The organism is Streptomyces sp. NBC_01017 (assembly GCF_045162795.1).
GTDB classification, from domain to species: Bacteria; Actinomycetota; Actinomycetes; order Streptomycetales; family Streptomycetaceae; genus Streptomyces; species Streptomyces machairae.
In genome coordinates, this window is record NZ_CP108683.1 from 294,894 (window position 1) to 311,620 (window position 16,727).

Below are 16,727 nucleotides of genomic sequence, written 5' to 3' on the forward strand. Positions count from 1 at the left end.
CTCCTACCGCTCGCGCAGGACGGAGGCGGCTCCGCGTCCGGGTGCAGTTTTGGCCTGGACGGCGGCGGCGGTGCGGGCGGTGACCGGGTCGGATGCGACCTGGACCAGGGTCCACCACCGGCGCAGGACGGCACCGATCGTATCGTCTGTGGCTTCGCCCATCTGCCGGTAGAACTCCATGCGTTGTGCAGGCGAGAGGGCAGCGGCAACGGCGTCCTGCGTGCGGGGGATACGACCGGGGCCGGGTGCGGAGGGTACGGACTGAGCGGTCATGAGTGACGCTTCCCTTCGCGGGGCGGGTCAGGCTGCTGCCGTGTCGGGTCAGCGTAGGCACTTCGCACGGGTTCCGGGACGCCCTTGAGGGCGCGGAGCTGACCGCCGGAGGGATCGAACCGGTAGACAACGAGCACGACGCCCAAGGAGCTGGCCAGGGCGGCGTACCGCGTGCCGGTCGGTCCGGTGACCACACGCGACCGAGCGAGGTCAGGTTCGGCCGCGCCAACGGTTCGCAGGTGGGCGAGCGCAGCCCGCGCGATGAGTTCCGTGTCCGTGGCCATGCCCCAACCATACTCCACTGAGCGCTACTCAAAGCAGGCGCTTTTCACTACTTCAAAAAGTAGCTCGGCGCTCTGGGACATACGTGATCCTGCAGGTGCCGAGGTGCCCGCCGCTGTACTCACCAGCACGGAGCTGGAGTGCCCGTCAGCGTTAAGAGACTCACGTCAGGCGCGGAACGGCCCCGGAGACACGGCCCGACCGAGCGGCGGGACGGCGCTCCGGACCGACTTCACGGCTTCCTATGGCGGGACTTCCTGACGAGCTGGTCGTTCCGAACCGCTCCCACACAGCCCTACGGGTGGCGGAAGAGCGGAGGCAGCAGGTCATCGCCTGGCCACAGATCCTGTTCCGCGACGAGGCAAGCGAGATAGGTGTCGATCTCCGCAAGGACAGCGGCGCGTTCCTTCGGGCCGTAGGTGAGGCTCTGGCCGGCTGCGGTGTCGAGAGTGCGCACGTGGTTGTTCGGGCCGGTGCAGATGAGGGCGCGGGCGATTTCAGGCAGGCCGAGGCTGAGGGCGTCGCACTGTGCGGTGCGGACGAGCCGGACGAGGTCGGTGGTGACTTTCTCCCAGTCCCCGACGTACGGCCACTGCGCACCGCCGTCCAGTTCGTGGGTGAGGGTGGCCAGCGGGACAATCTCACCCGGCCTGCGTCCCTGGGTGAGGCGCTCGTGGATCCGGGCGCCGTCGGGCTGGTGCACCTTGGGGTGGAGAAGGGAGGCAGCGGCGACCACGCTGGTGTTGATCTCGTGGGCGTCCTCGCCCGGGTAGTACAGCTCGTGCGCGAAGAGCAGATATACATCGGTGGCGCGGACTGAATCGTCGGACTGGGCCTTGGCCATGGTTCGGGATCCCTTCAGCGGTGAAGTGCAGTGGGCGGACTCTGGTCTCGACGGCGTCACTCGCTCGAAGCCAGGTGGAAGCGGACCCAGCGCGCCTTCATCCCCGTGAGGTTGGCCGGCCTGGCCGGATGCCGGCCTGGCGCGGATGCGCTCGAGATCTCGGGCGACTTGGTTGGCGAGCTGGACCATCAGCCGCTCCCGGTCGATCAGTTGCGCCGAGACCAGGCGGGTGTCCTGGGCATAAGCCTGCAGCAGGTCGGCGGCGTCCCACAGCAGGTGGTGGCCCATCTCGGCCGAGCGCAGCAGTGCGTAGCGGTCGCTGCCGGCGGCAGCGTCGACAAGGCCGGTGTGCAGGTCGGCCAGGCGCTGGAGGTACCGGCAAGCGGCATCACCTTCGACGCTGCGGACGTACTCGCCCGCCCGCTCGTCGAGCCGGTCGGGCAGGTGCTCGGTGAGCAGTGGGGCGAGCAGTACCAGGCCGACGGGGATGCCGCGGCTCGGTGCGTACAGGGCGGCGACGAGGGCGATAGCCGCAACGGCCGTCGTGGTGAACCTCAGAGATACGCGGCTTGCGGGGGCCAGGGCGATGCGGTGCGCGGGACGCCTGAGTAGCCAGCGCGCGGCCAGCCGCTGCGTCCGTGTCGCCTCCGGGGCGAGGACGCCGATCTGCACAGGCAGTTCGGGCGGCGTGCCGTCGCCGGGGACGGTCCAGGCGAGCCAGCCCCACGAGGTGCGTTCGTGCACGAGCACGGGCTGGCACGCGGCCGAGCACGTGCCGTTGCGGACGTGGCCGGCGCGCAGGGCGCGGCTGCTTTCCTTCTCCCACCGGCCCGGGTCGCGGGTGAAGGGGCGTTGGTGGTGCGCGGTCGGCGGCGTGGTGCGGGGCTTTTGCGTCACGGGGTGCTTCCTTCCAGGTGGTCGATGAACGTGGAGGCGCACGTGGTGCAGCTGCCGTCGCCGTCTGGGTGGGCGCGGCGGGGTGTCGGTCCCGGGCAGGTGCGGCATGGCGGCCAGCCGAGGCAGGTCGGGCAGAGGTCCTCGCCGGGGGCGGTTGTGGGGACGCCGCAGCCGGCGCATTCGGTGTGGGCCCGGTAGGTCAGGGCCTCGCTGACCGTGCGTGCAGGCCCGCTTGAGGGGGTGGTCGACAACGGCATCGAGTCGTCCGGCACGGGCACGGGCTCGTTGGGGTAGGCGGCCGTGACGGCGGGCGGCGCGTAGGCCTGGGCGGTGCGCAGGCGGGCGGCGACGATCGCGCCGACCGTCGTGCGCACCGGATGCGGCAGGGGCCGGCCGGCGATGACGTGCCGCAGTTGCTCGGCGCTCCAGCCGGCTTCCAGCATCACGGTCACGACACGGCCTTGATCGGTGAGCGCCTGTCCTGTCAGCAGGAGTTCAGGGTGGGCCGTCCCGATCGACAGCAGCAGCCGGATCCCGGGGTGCATCTCATCGGCCTCGGGCGCAGGGGTTGGAGTCGTCGGCGTATCCGGCCGGCCGGTCCGTCCAGGGGCTCGCGGCGATTCGCTGCGGCGGCACGGACGGACGGGTCTGGTGTTCTGCTGAGTGGTCTTCTTTAGGTTGTTGTTCTTAGTGGGCCGATCAGCCAACGTAGGCTCATCCACTGGTGGAAAACCCGACCCTGGCTGCGACCTGCTGTTTTGTAGAGCGGGTAGGTCGGTGATGAAGTAGGCGGCCGCGCCGAGGGTTCCGTCGACCTCGCGCTCGCGTTCCCGGACGAGGAAGCCGTGTCTTTGAAGTTCCTTCAGCCCGCTCTTGACGGCTGACTCTCCGTCGTGGCCGCTTCGGGCGATGTCGGTGACGGTCATCCGCCAGCCCTCCCTGTGTGTGGAGAGCAGCCCGAACAGCCCCTTGGCCTTGAACGACAGTTCGGTGGTTCGGAACAGCGCGTTGGCGACTTGGGTGAAGGAGTCGGCCGCCATCACGCCCCGGCGGATCCCCGCCCCGAAACCGCCGCCATGCCCGACATCGGAGGCCGCGATCATCAAGTCGGCCTCGCCCACCGCGATGTCCAGGGTGGCCGGGCGGTCCGAGATGCCGTAGACGATCTCGCCGAGGGTGCCGTCCGGCCGGCGCAGGCGCTCACGGATCAGGTAGCCGCGCGCCTCCAACTCCCTCAGCCCGGTACGGACCGCCTCCCGTCCGTCCGGACCGAGGTGGACGAGATCGGCGATCTTCACCTGCCAGCCGTTTCGGTGCGTACTGACGTATCCGAAGATCCCCTTCGCTTTAAACGACAGCTGGGAGTCGCGGAACAAGGCGTTGGCGACTTGGGTGAACTGATCAGCCGCCATCACGCTCCGGCGGATCCCCGCCCCGAACCCGCTCACCAACGTGCCCCTGGCGCCAGGCGGGTACGGTGGCCACGGCGGCACTCCGGGCTCGCCGAGGCGGGGCGGCCAGTAGTCCTGAGCGTGGATGCGTACGTGTGTTCCATGCCGTCAGCTCACTTGCCGACCCCGACCAGGAGGACGGCCACCAGGCCCCACCATCGGTCACGATCCGGCAACGCAGCCCTCTGTCTACCGTGGTCGGGCTCGTGGTCGGGCCGGCCACGCGCCTTCAGCTCCGGCGTGCGCAGGGTGCGCCGCCCGATTGCGCATCACCGGACGGGCGGTGCACAACGGGTCTGCGCAACCGGTCGAGGAGCGTGCGCAGTCGATCGCCGCCATGCGACTGCGCAGTCCACCCGAGGCTTGCCGCTCTTCTCGTGCGCAGGTCCGGTTGCCGCACTGCGCAGGCACTGCCGCGGTCGCCCGTGGCAACCGTCTGCGCACTGGTGCGCGGGCCCGGCGGCCGGGCGGCCGGGCGGCCGGTAGGCCCGTAGCTGTCACTGGTGGGGGACTTCCGGCGGACCAGGATGCGCCGCCCCCACCCGCGCGGCTACCCCATGGTCGGGGTCATGGTCGGGCCGACCATGACCCCGACCATGGACTTCGTGTCCCCATCGTGACCGTGGTCGGGGGTCCATGGTCGGTGGTCCGGTCGGGGCCCGCGGGTTTTCTCAAGGTCAGCAACATTCGTTCTGACCTGGGAGTTTGACCATGTCTCCTGGCAAGCAGGCCTCGGAGCGCAAGACAGCTGCCCCGATGGCGGCAGGGGCCCGACTGGAGGCGATGCGACGCCGAGTGCGTCTGTCGCGCCTGGCGGTCTGGACCGTCATCGGGGCCGGCCCGATCGCTCTGGGTGTCGCCCTCGCCTCCGCCCCGACCACGGTCGAGGCGGCCACCCCGCCCAAGCCCACCGCCGACGTGCGCACCACGGCGGCCGGCGCCGATCCGGCCGGCTATGCGCAGCTGTTCGTCCACGCGTGGCTGCGCAGCAGTGCGGACGATGCGACGAGTGCGCAGTCGCGGGTTGCGCAGTCGATGGCTCCGGATGTCGAACTGCCCGACCCGGCCGCGGATGCGCAGGCGACGCCGGCGTCGGTGACGGCGGTGCGCAGCGCGCAGCGCGCAGACGGCGCGTGGTCGGTGACGGTGGCTGCGCAGTACGCCGACGGCGCAGTGGCGTACTACGCCGTGCCCGTGTCCGCCGACAGCGCGGGCGCATCGTTCGCCGTGACCGGTGCACCTGGCGTGGTGGCGGGTCCGGATCGGGCCGAGGTGCCGAAGTCGTCGTACAGCGTGAGTGTCCCGGAGAGTGATCTGTCGGCTGCAGTCGGGGAGTTCCTTGCCGCGTATCTGAGCGGTGCCGGCGAGGTGGACCGCTACCTCGCCCCCGAGGTGAGCCTGTCGCCTGTCTCCCCCGCCCCGTACGCGGCGGTCACGGTGCGGCAGGTGTCCGCCGTCGAGGAGGCCGCGGCCGCGGAGCAGGTGCCGGCCGACGGCACGAAGGTCCGTGTCCTCGCTCAGGTGGAAGCCCGGGACACCGGCGGGCGGTGGCCGCTGGGTTACGAGCTCGCGCTCACGGCCCGCTCGGGCCGCTGGGAAGTCTCGGCGCTCGAGTCCGGGACGGTCCTGGACGGGGGTGCGCGGTGACCACGGTGAACAGCGTGTTCCTCGCCGGTCAGCTGGACGACCTCGGAGATGGCTGGATCAACATGCTCAGGGACTGGGCGACCAAGGGCCTGCAGGCCGGTCTGCTTGTGCTCGTCGTCGTCATCATGATCCAGAAGTTCAGCCTCAAGGCGGGAATCGGCGCCCTGCTGCTGATGATCATCGCGTTGGGGTTGTACAACTCCCGCGAGGACCTGGCGGTCATGTTCGAGGACGAGGTCAAGAACCCTGCCAAGGGCGCGCCAGCTGTCCCCGGCATGGTGCACAGTTCTGACCCCGCCGTACGTGAGCACTCCACTGGCGTCGGAGGCTGGCTGTGAGCGGCGCGGCGGCCGCGGGCCGGACGGGGCGTTTCTACACCGCCGCCCGTCGCCATCCCTGGGTGCTGGGGAAGGTCGCGGACTGGAAGATCCCCCTCGGCCCGTACACGCCTGCGCAGATCGCGGTCGCCGTCGGCGGCGGCTTCCTCCTGGTCAAGACGATCAACTGGTGGTCGGTGCTGGGGCCGATCCCGATCGCGGCCTGGCTGCTGGCGGTCTGGGCGGTCCGCCGTCCGAAGATCGCCGGCCGTGCCCCGCTGCAGGCGGCGCTGGGCTGGGCGCTGCTGCTGTGGCAGCCCCAGGGAGGCCGCATCGGCGGACGTGCCGCCCGCGACCGGGCTCCCCAGCCGCTGATCGGCGGCTTCACGATCGAGGACGCGCCCGTCCCCGCTTTGGCAGCCACACCGTCCCCTGTGCTGCGGCCGCGTATCGGCCGGTCGCCGCACCCGAATCCGGCCGCCAGCCGCTCGGCCACATGGCACCGCAAGGAGCCGGCTGCTCCCGCGGCGCCGGTGGGGCCGGTGTCGGGTGTTCAGCAGCTCCTCGCTCTCGCCGAGCAAAGCGGGGGTGCGCGGTGAGAGTTCCGGTCCGTCACATCTGCGGGCACCTGGTCTGGTCATCGCACGGCAGCGTGTGGGCCGTCTACCGACTGCACCCGGGCCCGGACACGGAAGGGCAGCATGAGGAGACCGTTCAGGGCACCGTCGTGCCCGCCGCGGTCCGCGACGAACATCTCGCCAAGATCACACATTTGGTGCGCTCTCTGTCCGGGGCGCCGCGGCTGTTCGGGCTGTGCGCGCAGGTTGATCCCGGCGAGGTCGCCCTCAGGATGATCGAGGGCATCGAACCGGCCGCCACGGAACCGGGCACGGGCCGGCACCCGTGGGTGGAGAACGTCGAGGCGACCCTGGATCTGCTGGACGACCAGGAGATGCACCGCCGTACCCTGTGGCTGGCGGTGCCGCTGCAGACCGAGACAGGCGGCCTGCAGGTATCGGCCGCCCTCGGCGCGGCGTGGGCGGAGCTGTCCCCGGTGCTGGGCATGCGGCCCGCGCCGGTGGCGCAGCGGGAGGTGGCCGCCTACCGCGAGCAGGCCTCCCGGGTGGAGGCCGCGCTCGCCGGCGGGATCGCGTTGCGCCCGGCCCGCCCGGCGGAGATCGTGTGGATGATCCAGCACGCCCTGCACCGCGGCCTGGCAGAGCCACTGCTGGCGGAAGCCGAAACCAGCGAACTGTACGGCGGGCACGTGCGGGGCGGGGTGCTGCGCTCCCCCAGCTACGCCGACCTCGGCCAGGTACGCCTGCAGGAAGGCGGTATCGACCCCGGCCTGGACGACGTCGACGAGCTCAAGAGCTCCGGCCGGATCACGCGGTCCGGGCGCAACGCGTGGTGGCGGGTGAACAGCGGCTCGCCGCTCGGGCGGCGCTGGCTGCAGGTTGAATCCGACGCCGGGGTGGGCTACCAGGCGCAGCTCGCTTTGGCCGAGTGCCCGCCCGCGGTCAGTCAGGATGCCGCCGATCTGTTTGCTCAGCTCGAGATGCTCGACTTTCCCGTCGACTACGCGGTCGATCTTGCGCTGGTGCCTGCGGAGAAGGCCCGCGATCAAGTGCGGCGTAAGAAGAACGAGTTGATCGACCAGGCGGACCAGTACGACGCCCGCCCCACCGGCATGCCTGCCTCCCTGACCGACGCCGCCCGCGATCTGGCCGAGCTGGACGCCCGCCTGTCCCGCACCAGCGTGGAGGTCGAGGTGCAGTCGGTGACCGTGCTGACGGTGTGGGGGCAGACCGCGGCCGTCTGCGACGCCCGTGCCCGCGCCCTGGCCGCGCTGCTGGGTGGCGCCGACTACCGCGCGGTGCGCCCGGCCGGCCTCCAGGAGGCTCTGTTCACCCTCGGCCTGACCGGCACAACAAGGCCCGGGGTTGTACGGGAGTTCACCCAACATCAGATCTCCGAAGACTGGGCATTGGGCGGGGCCTTCACCGCCTCGGAGGTCGGCGACCCGAACGGCATGTTCCTCGGCATCGACCTGGACAGCGGCACCACCCGCCCCGTCATGATCAACGTGGCCGACGCTCCCAAGGTCGACGCCTCCGCCTCCATGGGCATCGTCGGCGATCTCGGCGCGGGAAAGAGCGTGCTGCAGAAGCTCATCGCGGAAGCGGTCTGGGCGCGCGGCGGCTGCGCCATCTGCATCGACCGCACCCCCGTACGCGAGTGGGCCGCCTTCGCCCTCACCGCAGCCAAGGGCCGCGTCCAGATCATCGACGCCGCCCAGGCCGAAGTCTCCATCGACCCGCTGCGCATGTTCGACGGACCTGAAGGCCGCCACTACGCCCTGTCCTATCTCACCCTGCAGCTCGGGATCGGGCCGATGAGCACGAACGGCGAAGTCCTCCACCACGCCGTCGAACAGGCCGCCGCCAGCCCGCAGCCGTCCATGCACTGTGTGCTTCAGGTCCTCGAGGAGATGGCCAAGAGCGAAGTGGGAAAGCGGCAAGACGCGGCCGCCACCCTCGCCGGTCTCGTCCGCGTGGTCGCCACCAACTCCCTGGCGCGGATGGTGTTCGACCCCACGCTGGCGCCGGTGCACCTGGATGCCTCCAGCACCTCCGACATGATCGTGATCACGACGGCGGGTCTGAAGCTGCCGCCGAAGGCCGCGTTCGGCAACCCGGAGGTCCTGCACCAGCAGCCGTTGGAGGCACTGATCGGCCGTGCGGTGCTCTACCTCATCGCAGCGATCGCACGGCAGACCGCGTTCGAGGACCCGAACCGGTTCACCGCCGTGGTAGCGGACGAGCTGTACTGGCTGACCTCGTCCGCCGAGGGCACCGCGCTGATCCACGAAATCCTCCACGACGGCCGCAAGCACGGCGCCGGACTGCTTGCTGCCTCCCACGACGCCGAGGAACTCGGCCCCGACCGCGGCCTGATGGCCTACCGCGCGCTCGCCCGCACCGCCGACCGCGAACGTGCCCGCCGCGGCCTGGAGTTCGTTGGCCTCGACCCGAGCGACGGCGAGCTGCTGCGGCTGGTGACCACCGGTCTGTCCCCCGTCGGCCGCAAGGGCCGCGAAGGCGAGTTCCTGATCACCGGGCCCCGGCAGAACACCGGCCGCATCAAGGTCGTCATCCCCCGCATTGCCCGCATCGCCTCGTCCATCACCACCACCCCGGGCCACCGGACCACGACGCCCGCGTCCGCGCCGCTCGCTAGTGCTGGTGTTGGTGACCATCCGAAGGACCTTCGATGACAGCCATCTCCTCCAGCCGCTCACGGCGCCTCGCCGCGGCCGCCGGCATCATCACAGGAACCGCCGTCGCGGCAGGGCTTGTGCTCATGACGTTCATGGTCAGCCTGCCCGAGGCATGGTGGCCGCGGGCCGGAGCAGCGTTCGCTGCGACCGGTGACCGGCACGACGATCCGTGCGACCTGATCGTGGGCCCGGCCAAGGACTACTGCGAGCGCGGCACCACAACCACCCACACAGCACAGGCCCGTGATGACCGCGCCGTGTGGCGGCTTGTTCCTGCAACGGCGGCCCTCGGCGTGCTCGTCATCTGGCGCCGGTCCAAGCCGACAGGGCGAGGGCGGCGCTGACATGCTCCGCCCAGAGGGCGCAACGCTCCGCACAGCCAGCTTCGTCGTGCTGCTCACCAGCGTGTTCGTCATGGTGAACAGCCAGGTCGTGTACGCGGCCGGCAGCAATAGCGAGACCGGTGACCTCCTCGCGCCGCTGAACATCTACTCGTCCGAGGGCGTGCCGATCAACGGGTACGAGCTGAACGCCCAGGGCGGATCCATCATCGCCTTCAAGACGCAGGCCCTGGCCTTCGCCCTGTCCGGGATTTTCACCCTGATCCGGCTACTGGTCGGCCTGGCCGGGTGGGCGATCGAGATGGCCTTCCGCTTCCCCCTGCTGAAAATCCTTGTCCGCCCCGCGCAGAAGGTCGCCGACACCTACGACACTGCGGTGGTCGACACCCTCGGGCTGAAGGGTCTGCTGCTCGCGTGGGCGTTCGTCTTCACCGGGTTCATGATCGTGCGCGGGCGAGTCAGCCGCGGCCTGGGCGAAATGTGCCTGACCCTGCTCATCGGGGCGATCGCCGCCTCGGCTCTTATCCGTCCCGACACCCTTCTCGGCCCCAACGGGCCGCTGGGGCAGTCGCAGCAGGTGGCCGCAGAGGTGGCGCAGCAGAGCGTCAACTCCTACGACTGGGGCGGCAAACTCGCCAGCCTTGACCCGTGCGCTGGCCTGGCGGGCAACGCCGAGATCAAGTGCCTGGAACGGGAGGGCGAGGAACCGGTCTCCTCAATTGATGTGGCCCGTCCCCTCCAGGACTCGGTTACCAACGCGTTAATCGTCAAGCCGTACATGCTGCTGCAGTACGGGCGCATCCTCGACCCCGCCAGGAAGTCCGACCTCAAGGCCTATGCCGTCCACCTGAAATGGGTCACCGGCGGCTACAAGGCAGGCAACGCCCGCGTCACCGACGAAGGAAAGGACGCCTGCAGCCTGGTCTACGGTCCGGCCAAGCAGTACTGCGAACGCGGCCACGTGGAAGGCGTTTCCGACGCTGACGGAAGCGGCGACGGCCTGCCGGCCCTCACTCCCGGCGGCGAACTGCTGGATGCCTCAAGCGCGATCGTCACCGACGAGGACCGCGAGTTCTCTGCCTTCCTCCAGGACATGAAGAAGGCCGGCGACGTCGGCAAGGCGTGTGCCGCCTACGCGCAAGAGCCCACCTGGTGGCGGGTCGGCGGCGCCGGACTGCTGCTGATCGCCGCGCTGTTCATCTGCGGCATGCTGCTGTCCAGCGCCATCGTGCTGCTCGGCACCCAGGGCGTCTGCGCCGCAGCGGCTGCCGTCGGGGGCGTCACCTTCGTCGCGGGCATGCTGCCCGGTCCCGCCCGCCAGTCGGTGTGGAAGTGGCTGTCGATCTGGGGCATCGCGATCCTGGCCATGGTCGGGATCTGCGCCTTCGTGCCGTTCTTCGGCATCGCCGTCGACGCCACCATCACCGACGGGCCCGACCTGATGGTCGAACGGATCCTGCTCATCGACGTCCTGGCCATCGCCGGGGCAGCCGGACACCGCCGCATGCTGACCGGGATCACATCCTTCGGCCACCGCATGGCCATGCGGATGCGATACGCCAAGATCGGCGGCACCCACATGCCCGGCGACACCTCCGACCTCGGAGCCGCCCTCGCCATGAACTCCCCGACGGCGAGGGGAGGTTACGGCGGCGGCCTGCGTGCCTTCACCAGTGGGGGTGGCGGCCGGTTCGGGCTGCTCGGAACCCGGCAGCGGCTGATGGGCGCACTCACCTCCCTGACCGACGGGACAGGCATGCCGGTGGACACCGGTGGCGTCCTTGCCGATGCCACCGCCGAAGCCGGCCGTGGCCTCGCCCCGCTCACCGCCGCGGCCGCCACGGGCGGACTCGGGGCACGGCTCGGCGCGAAAACCGCGCACTGGCTGCTGATCGGCCGCCGCCCGGACAGGGAGCAGCTGGCGAAGTGGCGCAAGCCCACCGCCGACGGCGACCCGGACACGCAAGGCCCGTCGGACGGCGGCGGGTTCGGCGGACCCGGGCCGCGTCGGCCAGGGGGCCCGCCCGACCGCTACCGCGACGAGGACGGCCGCATAGTCGACCGCACCTCCGGCCAGGTCCTGCACGACCAGAACACCGACCGCACCCTGCTGTCCACCCGCGCCCACAACCGCCTGGTGCGCCTGCGCGGCTACCGCATCCTCAACCGCGGGGCCCGCACCGCATACGGGGCGACGGCAGGCTTGCCGGCAAACGCCCGCAGGGCCCGGACCAGCGGCTCGCGCTACGCGCACGACGCCCGCCAGCAAGTACGGGTGTGGGGCAACACCCTGAGCGAGGACTCCCGGGCCTGGGCCGAGACAGGCACTCAGGTGTCCCGCGCCGTCAGCCGTCGCCTGCCCACCCGCCCGACACCGGCTCCGGGGCCGACCGGATCCTCCAGGGGCCCGGCCCGCACCATGCCACCGGCCACTCCCCCACGGCCCGATGAGCCCAGATCGTCGGCCGGAGACAGCAGCGCTGCGCCCGCCGCCGCGCCCGCGTCACCGACGCGGTTGGGGGGCGGTATGTCCCGGCGTCCGGCGAGCCCGGCCGGGCCGGTCCTGGCCGGCGGCGGCGGCGCGAGCAACAGTACGCGGGAGGCGGCGCGTACCCGCTTTGAGGAGCTGAAGCGGCGTACCGAGCCCGCAGCCGAGCGACTGCGCCAGCAGGCGCGAGCCCCGCAACCACCCGACGACCGACACCCCTACGACCCGGACCCGGACAACCCGGACCCCGCCGATGCCAGCTTCTGGGACTGGTGGCAGCGGCACAGTGAGGACTCTGGCCGGGAGGCGGACGAGGGCGGTGGCAGCACATGAGGCGTGCCCGTCGCCGCATAGGCCGCTGGGGATGCGTAGTCGTGCTGCTGCTGTTCGCCGCCGTGTGCTGCGCGGCTCCGGTCGGGAACGCGATCAGCGCGTACGTCGCGCTGAAGACAGGTGCGCCCGGCGCCGGAGACGGCGGGATCGCCGAAGGCGGCGCAGTCGCGGACATCTCGCCACGCATGCTCACCGCCTACAAGAAGGCCGTCCAGCAGGTTGTGAAGCATGTGCCGAAGTGCCGGGGGATGCGCTGGCCGGTACTCGCCGGGATCGCCAAGGTCGAGTCCAACCACGCCGTCGGCCGGAACATCGCCGCAGGCGGGGACATCCGCCCGAAGATCTACGGGGTTCTCCTCAACGGCTCCGGCGCCGGCGGAAACACCACGGTCCTCCCGGACACCGACGACGGCCGCTGGGACGGCACCACGACCGCGGAACGTGCCGTCGGCCCCTTCCAGTTCCTGCCCTCAACCTGGGAAGGCGTCGGGCAAGACGCGAACGGGGACAAAGCCGTCGACCCCCACAACGCCGAAGACGCCGCGCTCGGCGCCGCGATCTACCTGTGCGGCAGCGGCCGCGATCTGACCATGCGCACCCAGCTCAAGTCCGCGGTCTTCCAGTACAACCGCTCAGGCGAGTACGTCGCCAACGTGCTCGGATGGATCGACCAGTACACCGCGGCCGCCAAGAACCCGGACCTGAAGAACGCCACGGGCAAGGTCCGCACCGTCCTCGAGGCGGCGCTCTCCCAGCAGGGAGTCCCGTACTCATGGGGCGGCGGCAACGCCGACGGCATGTCCTATGGGATCTGCTGCTCGCCCAGCGGGAAGAGCGGCACAACGATCAAGGGCTTCGACTGCTCGGGGCTGACCACCTACGCCTACGCCAAGGCCGGCATTCAGCTGCCGCGTACCGCGGCCGCGCAGGCCGGGGTCGGCCGGCGCATCCCCGCGAGCCTCGGCACAGGCGCCCTCAAGGAGGGCGACCTCGTCTTCTACGCCTACACCCCCGGACGCGATTCCACGATCTACCACGTCGGGATCTACGTGGGCGACGGGCAGATGGTCAACGCGCCCCGCCCGGGCAGCGTGGTGCGTCTCCACTCGGTCAACGCGATGTCCGGATACGCGGGAGGGGCGCGCCTGCTGTGACCTCCACCCCAAACCTGCAGGTCGACTGTCCGAGGGATCTGTCAGCAGAGCGCGAACAGGCGCTCTCGGCTGAAGAATCCGACAAGTTCGCTGGACGATTCCGCCGACAAGTCTCGTGGAAAGCCACGCGAACGGGCAGGTCAGCCGAGCGCCAGACGACAAGTCAAATCGGAACCTGCACCCCACGTTCACCCCGGCTGCTGCTCACAAGCACGGTCGTCCTCGCCGTCGTGGGCATCGCCCTCCTCGGCCTGCCGCGCAGTAACGGGCCAACGGCCCCGCCGGCGTCGACGACCGCGCACGCGGCTACGGACCCATCTGCTGCATCGCCACGTCCCGACAGCAAGGCCGCCCTGGAGTCCGCCTCCTCGACGACGCCCTCCGTATCGACACCGCCAGCCCTCAAGTCCGCTCTGCCGCCGCACGGCGAGGGCACGGCCGGTGACCCGGCTGTTCAGCGGTCACTTCGGGAGGCCTGGCCCGCCGACCTTCCCGCCGCAGACGAACGGGAGTTACTCACCGCCGGCCGAGCGCTGCTGCGCGCAGACGCCACCGGTGTCGGCCGCGCGCAGTGGCCCGTCATCTTCCCCGACTCGGGCGAAGGGGTGGCCCCAGCGTTCGCCACCTCCCGCTTCCGCATCCAGGCCGCGATCGCCCGCCGTGACGGCCGCCCGGGCAAGGCGGTGGTCCATCTGGTGTGGGCCGGCACCGACCGCGGCGGCACCTTCACCGACCTGCGCATCACCGACTGGCACTTCACCCGCACCACCTCAAGGAAGGGAGCATCCACGTGGACTCCGCAGCCCCGTACCTGACCGGCCAGGCCTCTGCGTCGCCATCCAGCCAGGTACTCGGCCTCGTCTCGGGCATCGTTCACGCCGTCGGCTGGGTGCTCACCTACTGGTGGGTGATGGCCCTGGCTGCTGTCGCCGTCTGGGCCGCGAGTGAGGCGCTCGTGCGCCGCCTGGCGCGCAAGGCCTCCGCTGAGCGGATGGCTTTGGAGCTCGTCCCGTCGCGGCACTTCGAACCAGGTCTGGAGGAGATCTTCCGCCGGGGTGTGCAGCTCGCTAGGGCCTCGACTTCCATGCCGTGGTGGGCGCCGCGTCGGTCGAAGGCGGTGCAGATCCGGCTGCGCGCCGACGGCTCCAGCCCGCTGCGCTACCGCATCGAAGGCCCCGCCGGCGGCGAACGCCTGCTGTCGATCACACCGTTCGGTCCGGCCGTCACCGTGAACCGGGCCCAACCCACCGTCGACAAACCCCGTGACCATGTGGTGCGGGCCGAGTTCCTGCTGCGCGGCAAGCCGACCGCACCTTTGCGGGAAGTGCCTCTGAATCCGGACCCGTTGCAGCCGCTGATCGACGCCGTCTGCGACCTGCGTGCGGAATTGGGTGACCTTGCCGAGATGCGGCTCGATATCCAGCGCGCCCCCAAGTGGTCGCTGCGGGCGCGCCGTGTGCAGCTGATGACCGACGCGCGGCGCCGGGAACGGCGGGAGGCCCAGCGGGCCGCGCGGTGGGTGCGTCAGGACGCCACCGGTATCGAGGATTCGCTGATCTCGCAGTTGCAGCAGCTGGTCTCGGGCAAGCAGGGCAGTGGGGCTGGGCGTCGGCTGGTCGTGCCGCCGGTCCCGCGCCGCGTGGACCCGCAGGAAGCGCTGGGAAAGCTGGCGGAGGATGACCACCTGGTGCGGGTGCAGCTGCTGGTGATGTGTGCGTCGAACACGTCAGGTCGGGCCGAGGCCAGGCTCGCTCAACTCCAGGCCGCGCTGGATGTGTTCGGCGGCGGCTCCCGCTGGGCGATGCGGGGCTGGAGGATCGGCCCGTGGCGGTACGGGGCGGGTCGCTGGCCCAGCCGGCGTGGCTTCGAACGCCGCTGGAAGCTAGGGCACTGCCAGCCACCGCGCCCGAACTGGGTCCGCTTGGAGGAGCTGACCGGGCTGCTCAAGCCGCCCACCGTGCACTGCCGCCTGCCGCTGCTCGCCTCAGACCTGCCGAGTTTCGAGCACGGGGATCCCGACCTATTGCTGCAGGGCATCTACCGCGCCCCGGACGGCCGCCGTCGCCTGGTCGCCACCTACGCCAAGGAGACCCTGTTCGAGGTCGGGGTGGGCAAAGCCGGCGGAGGCAAAACCGAGCGGGCTCTCGCCCAGGCGATCGGATGGGCCCACACCGGCGGCGGGCTCATGTTCGTCGACCCGCACCGCGATTCCTGGCCGCGCGCCCTGCCGTTCCTCGCCCACGACCAACTGATGCAGCGGATCGCACTGATCGACCTCAACGCAGGCGGCCCTGCCCCTACGCTCAGCTGCTGGAACCCGATCGGTATGCATCAGGGCCAGGTGGCCCACGAGGTCGTCGAGGCGACCGCAGACGCCTACGCGTCCGTACTCGGCTGGGACGACGCCACCGCGCCCCGGGCACTGACCATCCTCACCGCGTGCCTGGCGGTGCTGGTGGCCGTCAACGCAGCCGCCTGCCAGGACGGACGGCAGGGGGACCAGGCCACCGTCTTCCACTTGCGCCCGCTCCTGACCGACCCGGTCTTCCGTACGGCGGCACTCACCGCCATCGAGGGGCGCCTGGACGAGGAGACCCGCTCGTGGTGGCGGACCGTGTTCCCGACACTGCCCACCGACGCGTTCGCCGTCATCCTCAACCCGATCACCCGCCTGGCAGCCAACCCCGTCACCCGTGCCTTCCTCGGACAGGGGGCCGGCGTCTACAACATCCGCGCAGCAATGGACTCACGGATGATCGTGTGGGTATGCCCGGGCGGCAACGGACCCACCGACCGGCTCATCACCGCACTCCTCTCCCACGACCTGCTGCGGGCCGTGCGCTCGCGCAGGGACACCCCGGAAGACCAGCGGGTGCCGTTCCGCCCTTACTTCGACGAGCTGATCACCCTCACCGGCGCCGCCCCGGAAACCATCGCCGCCATGTTCGAGGACTTCCGCAAATACAAGGTCCACGTCCACGGCATGACCCAGCTCCTGGCCCGCCTCCCCACCCCGGTGCGGCTGTCACTGGTACAGAACGCCTCCACTCTTGCCTCGACCACAGGCTCGCAGTCCGCGCTCTCCCCGATCACCGCAGAGTGGGGCCAGAGTCCCAGCCCGGACGTCGTCGCCGCCCTGGACCGGTTCGAGCACTACATGTCGATGACCGTCCAGGGCCGCCGCGTCGGGCCCGTCCGGATCACCGGCCCCCACCTGGACGATGTCTTCGCCGACTACGCCCGCCCGGGCCAGGCCAGGGCACTGGAGAACGCCGCCCAGGCCACAGCGGGCGTTGCCCCGCTGAATGAGCTCACCGACCGGGCGGAAAACCAGCTCACGCGCGTGAACAACTTCCTCGCCCACCACACCCGTGAAGCCCAACCGGCAGTCCTGCGCAAGAAGGGATACCAGTGACCACC

Annotated in this window: 12 protein-coding genes; 9 read left to right on the top strand and 3 right to left on the bottom strand. The window is 70.6% G+C overall.

All coding sequences use genetic code 11. The features are described from left to right. Window positions 1–3: 3 nt before the first annotated feature. The 3 genes from OG331_RS01555 to OG331_RS01565 form a co-directional block, all read right to left on the bottom strand. The gene (locus tag OG331_RS01555) at window positions 4–273 is read right to left on the bottom strand and encodes a hypothetical protein (protein ID WP_406190885.1); all 270 of its coding nucleotides are present in this window, start codon (window positions 271–273) and stop codon (window positions 4–6) included. A 577-nt stretch (window positions 274–850) separates the two neighbouring features. Continuing rightward, entirely contained in the window at window positions 851–2,296 is a 1,446-nt protein-coding gene (locus tag OG331_RS01560; RefSeq protein WP_406190888.1) for a hypothetical protein, read from the bottom strand. Continuing rightward, window positions 2,293–3,708, bottom strand: a complete 1,416-nt coding sequence (locus OG331_RS01565; protein WP_406190890.1) for a hypothetical protein — start codon at window positions 3,706–3,708, stop codon at window positions 2,293–2,295. The genes OG331_RS01560 and OG331_RS01565 overlap by 4 nt, the downstream gene beginning before the upstream one ends. 750 nt (window positions 3,709–4,458) lie before the next feature. On the opposite strand from OG331_RS01565, the gene OG331_RS01570 reads away from it, so the two are divergent. The 9 genes from OG331_RS01570 (at window position 4,459) to OG331_RS01610 (ending at window position 16,722) form a co-directional block, all read left to right on the top strand. Next, on the top strand, window positions 4,459–5,394 hold the full coding sequence (locus OG331_RS01570) for a conjugal transfer protein (protein ID WP_406190893.1): 936 nt from the start codon (window positions 4,459–4,461) through the stop codon (window positions 5,392–5,394). After that, a complete protein-coding gene (locus OG331_RS01575) occupies window positions 5,391–5,732 on the top strand; it encodes a hypothetical protein (RefSeq protein WP_406190897.1) in 342 nt (113 codons plus the stop codon). Before OG331_RS01570 ends, OG331_RS01575 begins: the two co-directional genes overlap by 4 nt. After that, on the top strand, window positions 5,729–6,310 hold the full coding sequence (locus OG331_RS01580) for a hypothetical protein (RefSeq protein WP_406190900.1): 582 nt from the start codon (window positions 5,729–5,731) through the stop codon (window positions 6,308–6,310). The genes OG331_RS01575 and OG331_RS01580 overlap by 4 nt, the downstream gene beginning before the upstream one ends. Then, the gene (locus tag OG331_RS01585; RefSeq protein WP_406190903.1) at window positions 6,307–8,988 is read left to right on the top strand and encodes an ATP-binding protein; all 2,682 of its coding nucleotides are present in this window, start codon (window positions 6,307–6,309) and stop codon (window positions 8,986–8,988) included. Before OG331_RS01580 ends, OG331_RS01585 begins: the two co-directional genes overlap by 4 nt. Continuing rightward, window positions 8,985–9,335: a hypothetical protein gene (locus tag OG331_RS01590; protein WP_406190905.1), complete on the top strand. Its 351-nt coding sequence runs from the start codon at window positions 8,985–8,987 to the stop codon at window positions 9,333–9,335. The genes OG331_RS01585 and OG331_RS01590 overlap by 4 nt, the downstream gene beginning before the upstream one ends. A gap of 1 nt (window position 9,336) precedes the next feature. Then, the gene (locus tag OG331_RS01595; protein ID WP_406190908.1) at window positions 9,337–12,153 is read left to right on the top strand and encodes a hypothetical protein; all 2,817 of its coding nucleotides are present in this window, start codon (window positions 9,337–9,339) and stop codon (window positions 12,151–12,153) included. After that, a complete protein-coding gene (locus OG331_RS01600; protein ID WP_406190911.1) occupies window positions 12,150–13,307 on the top strand; it encodes a C40 family peptidase in 1,158 nt (385 codons plus the stop codon). Before OG331_RS01595 ends, OG331_RS01600 begins: the two co-directional genes overlap by 4 nt. A gap of 230 nt (window positions 13,308–13,537) precedes the next feature. Further along, window positions 13,538–14,122: a hypothetical protein gene (locus OG331_RS01605; RefSeq protein WP_406190913.1), complete on the top strand. Its 585-nt coding sequence runs from the start codon at window positions 13,538–13,540 to the stop codon at window positions 14,120–14,122. Then, a complete protein-coding gene (locus OG331_RS01610; protein ID WP_406190915.1) occupies window positions 14,098–16,722 on the top strand; it encodes an ATP/GTP-binding protein in 2,625 nt (874 codons plus the stop codon). Before OG331_RS01605 ends, OG331_RS01610 begins: the two co-directional genes overlap by 25 nt. The last annotated feature ends 5 nt before the right edge of the window (window positions 16,723–16,727 follow it).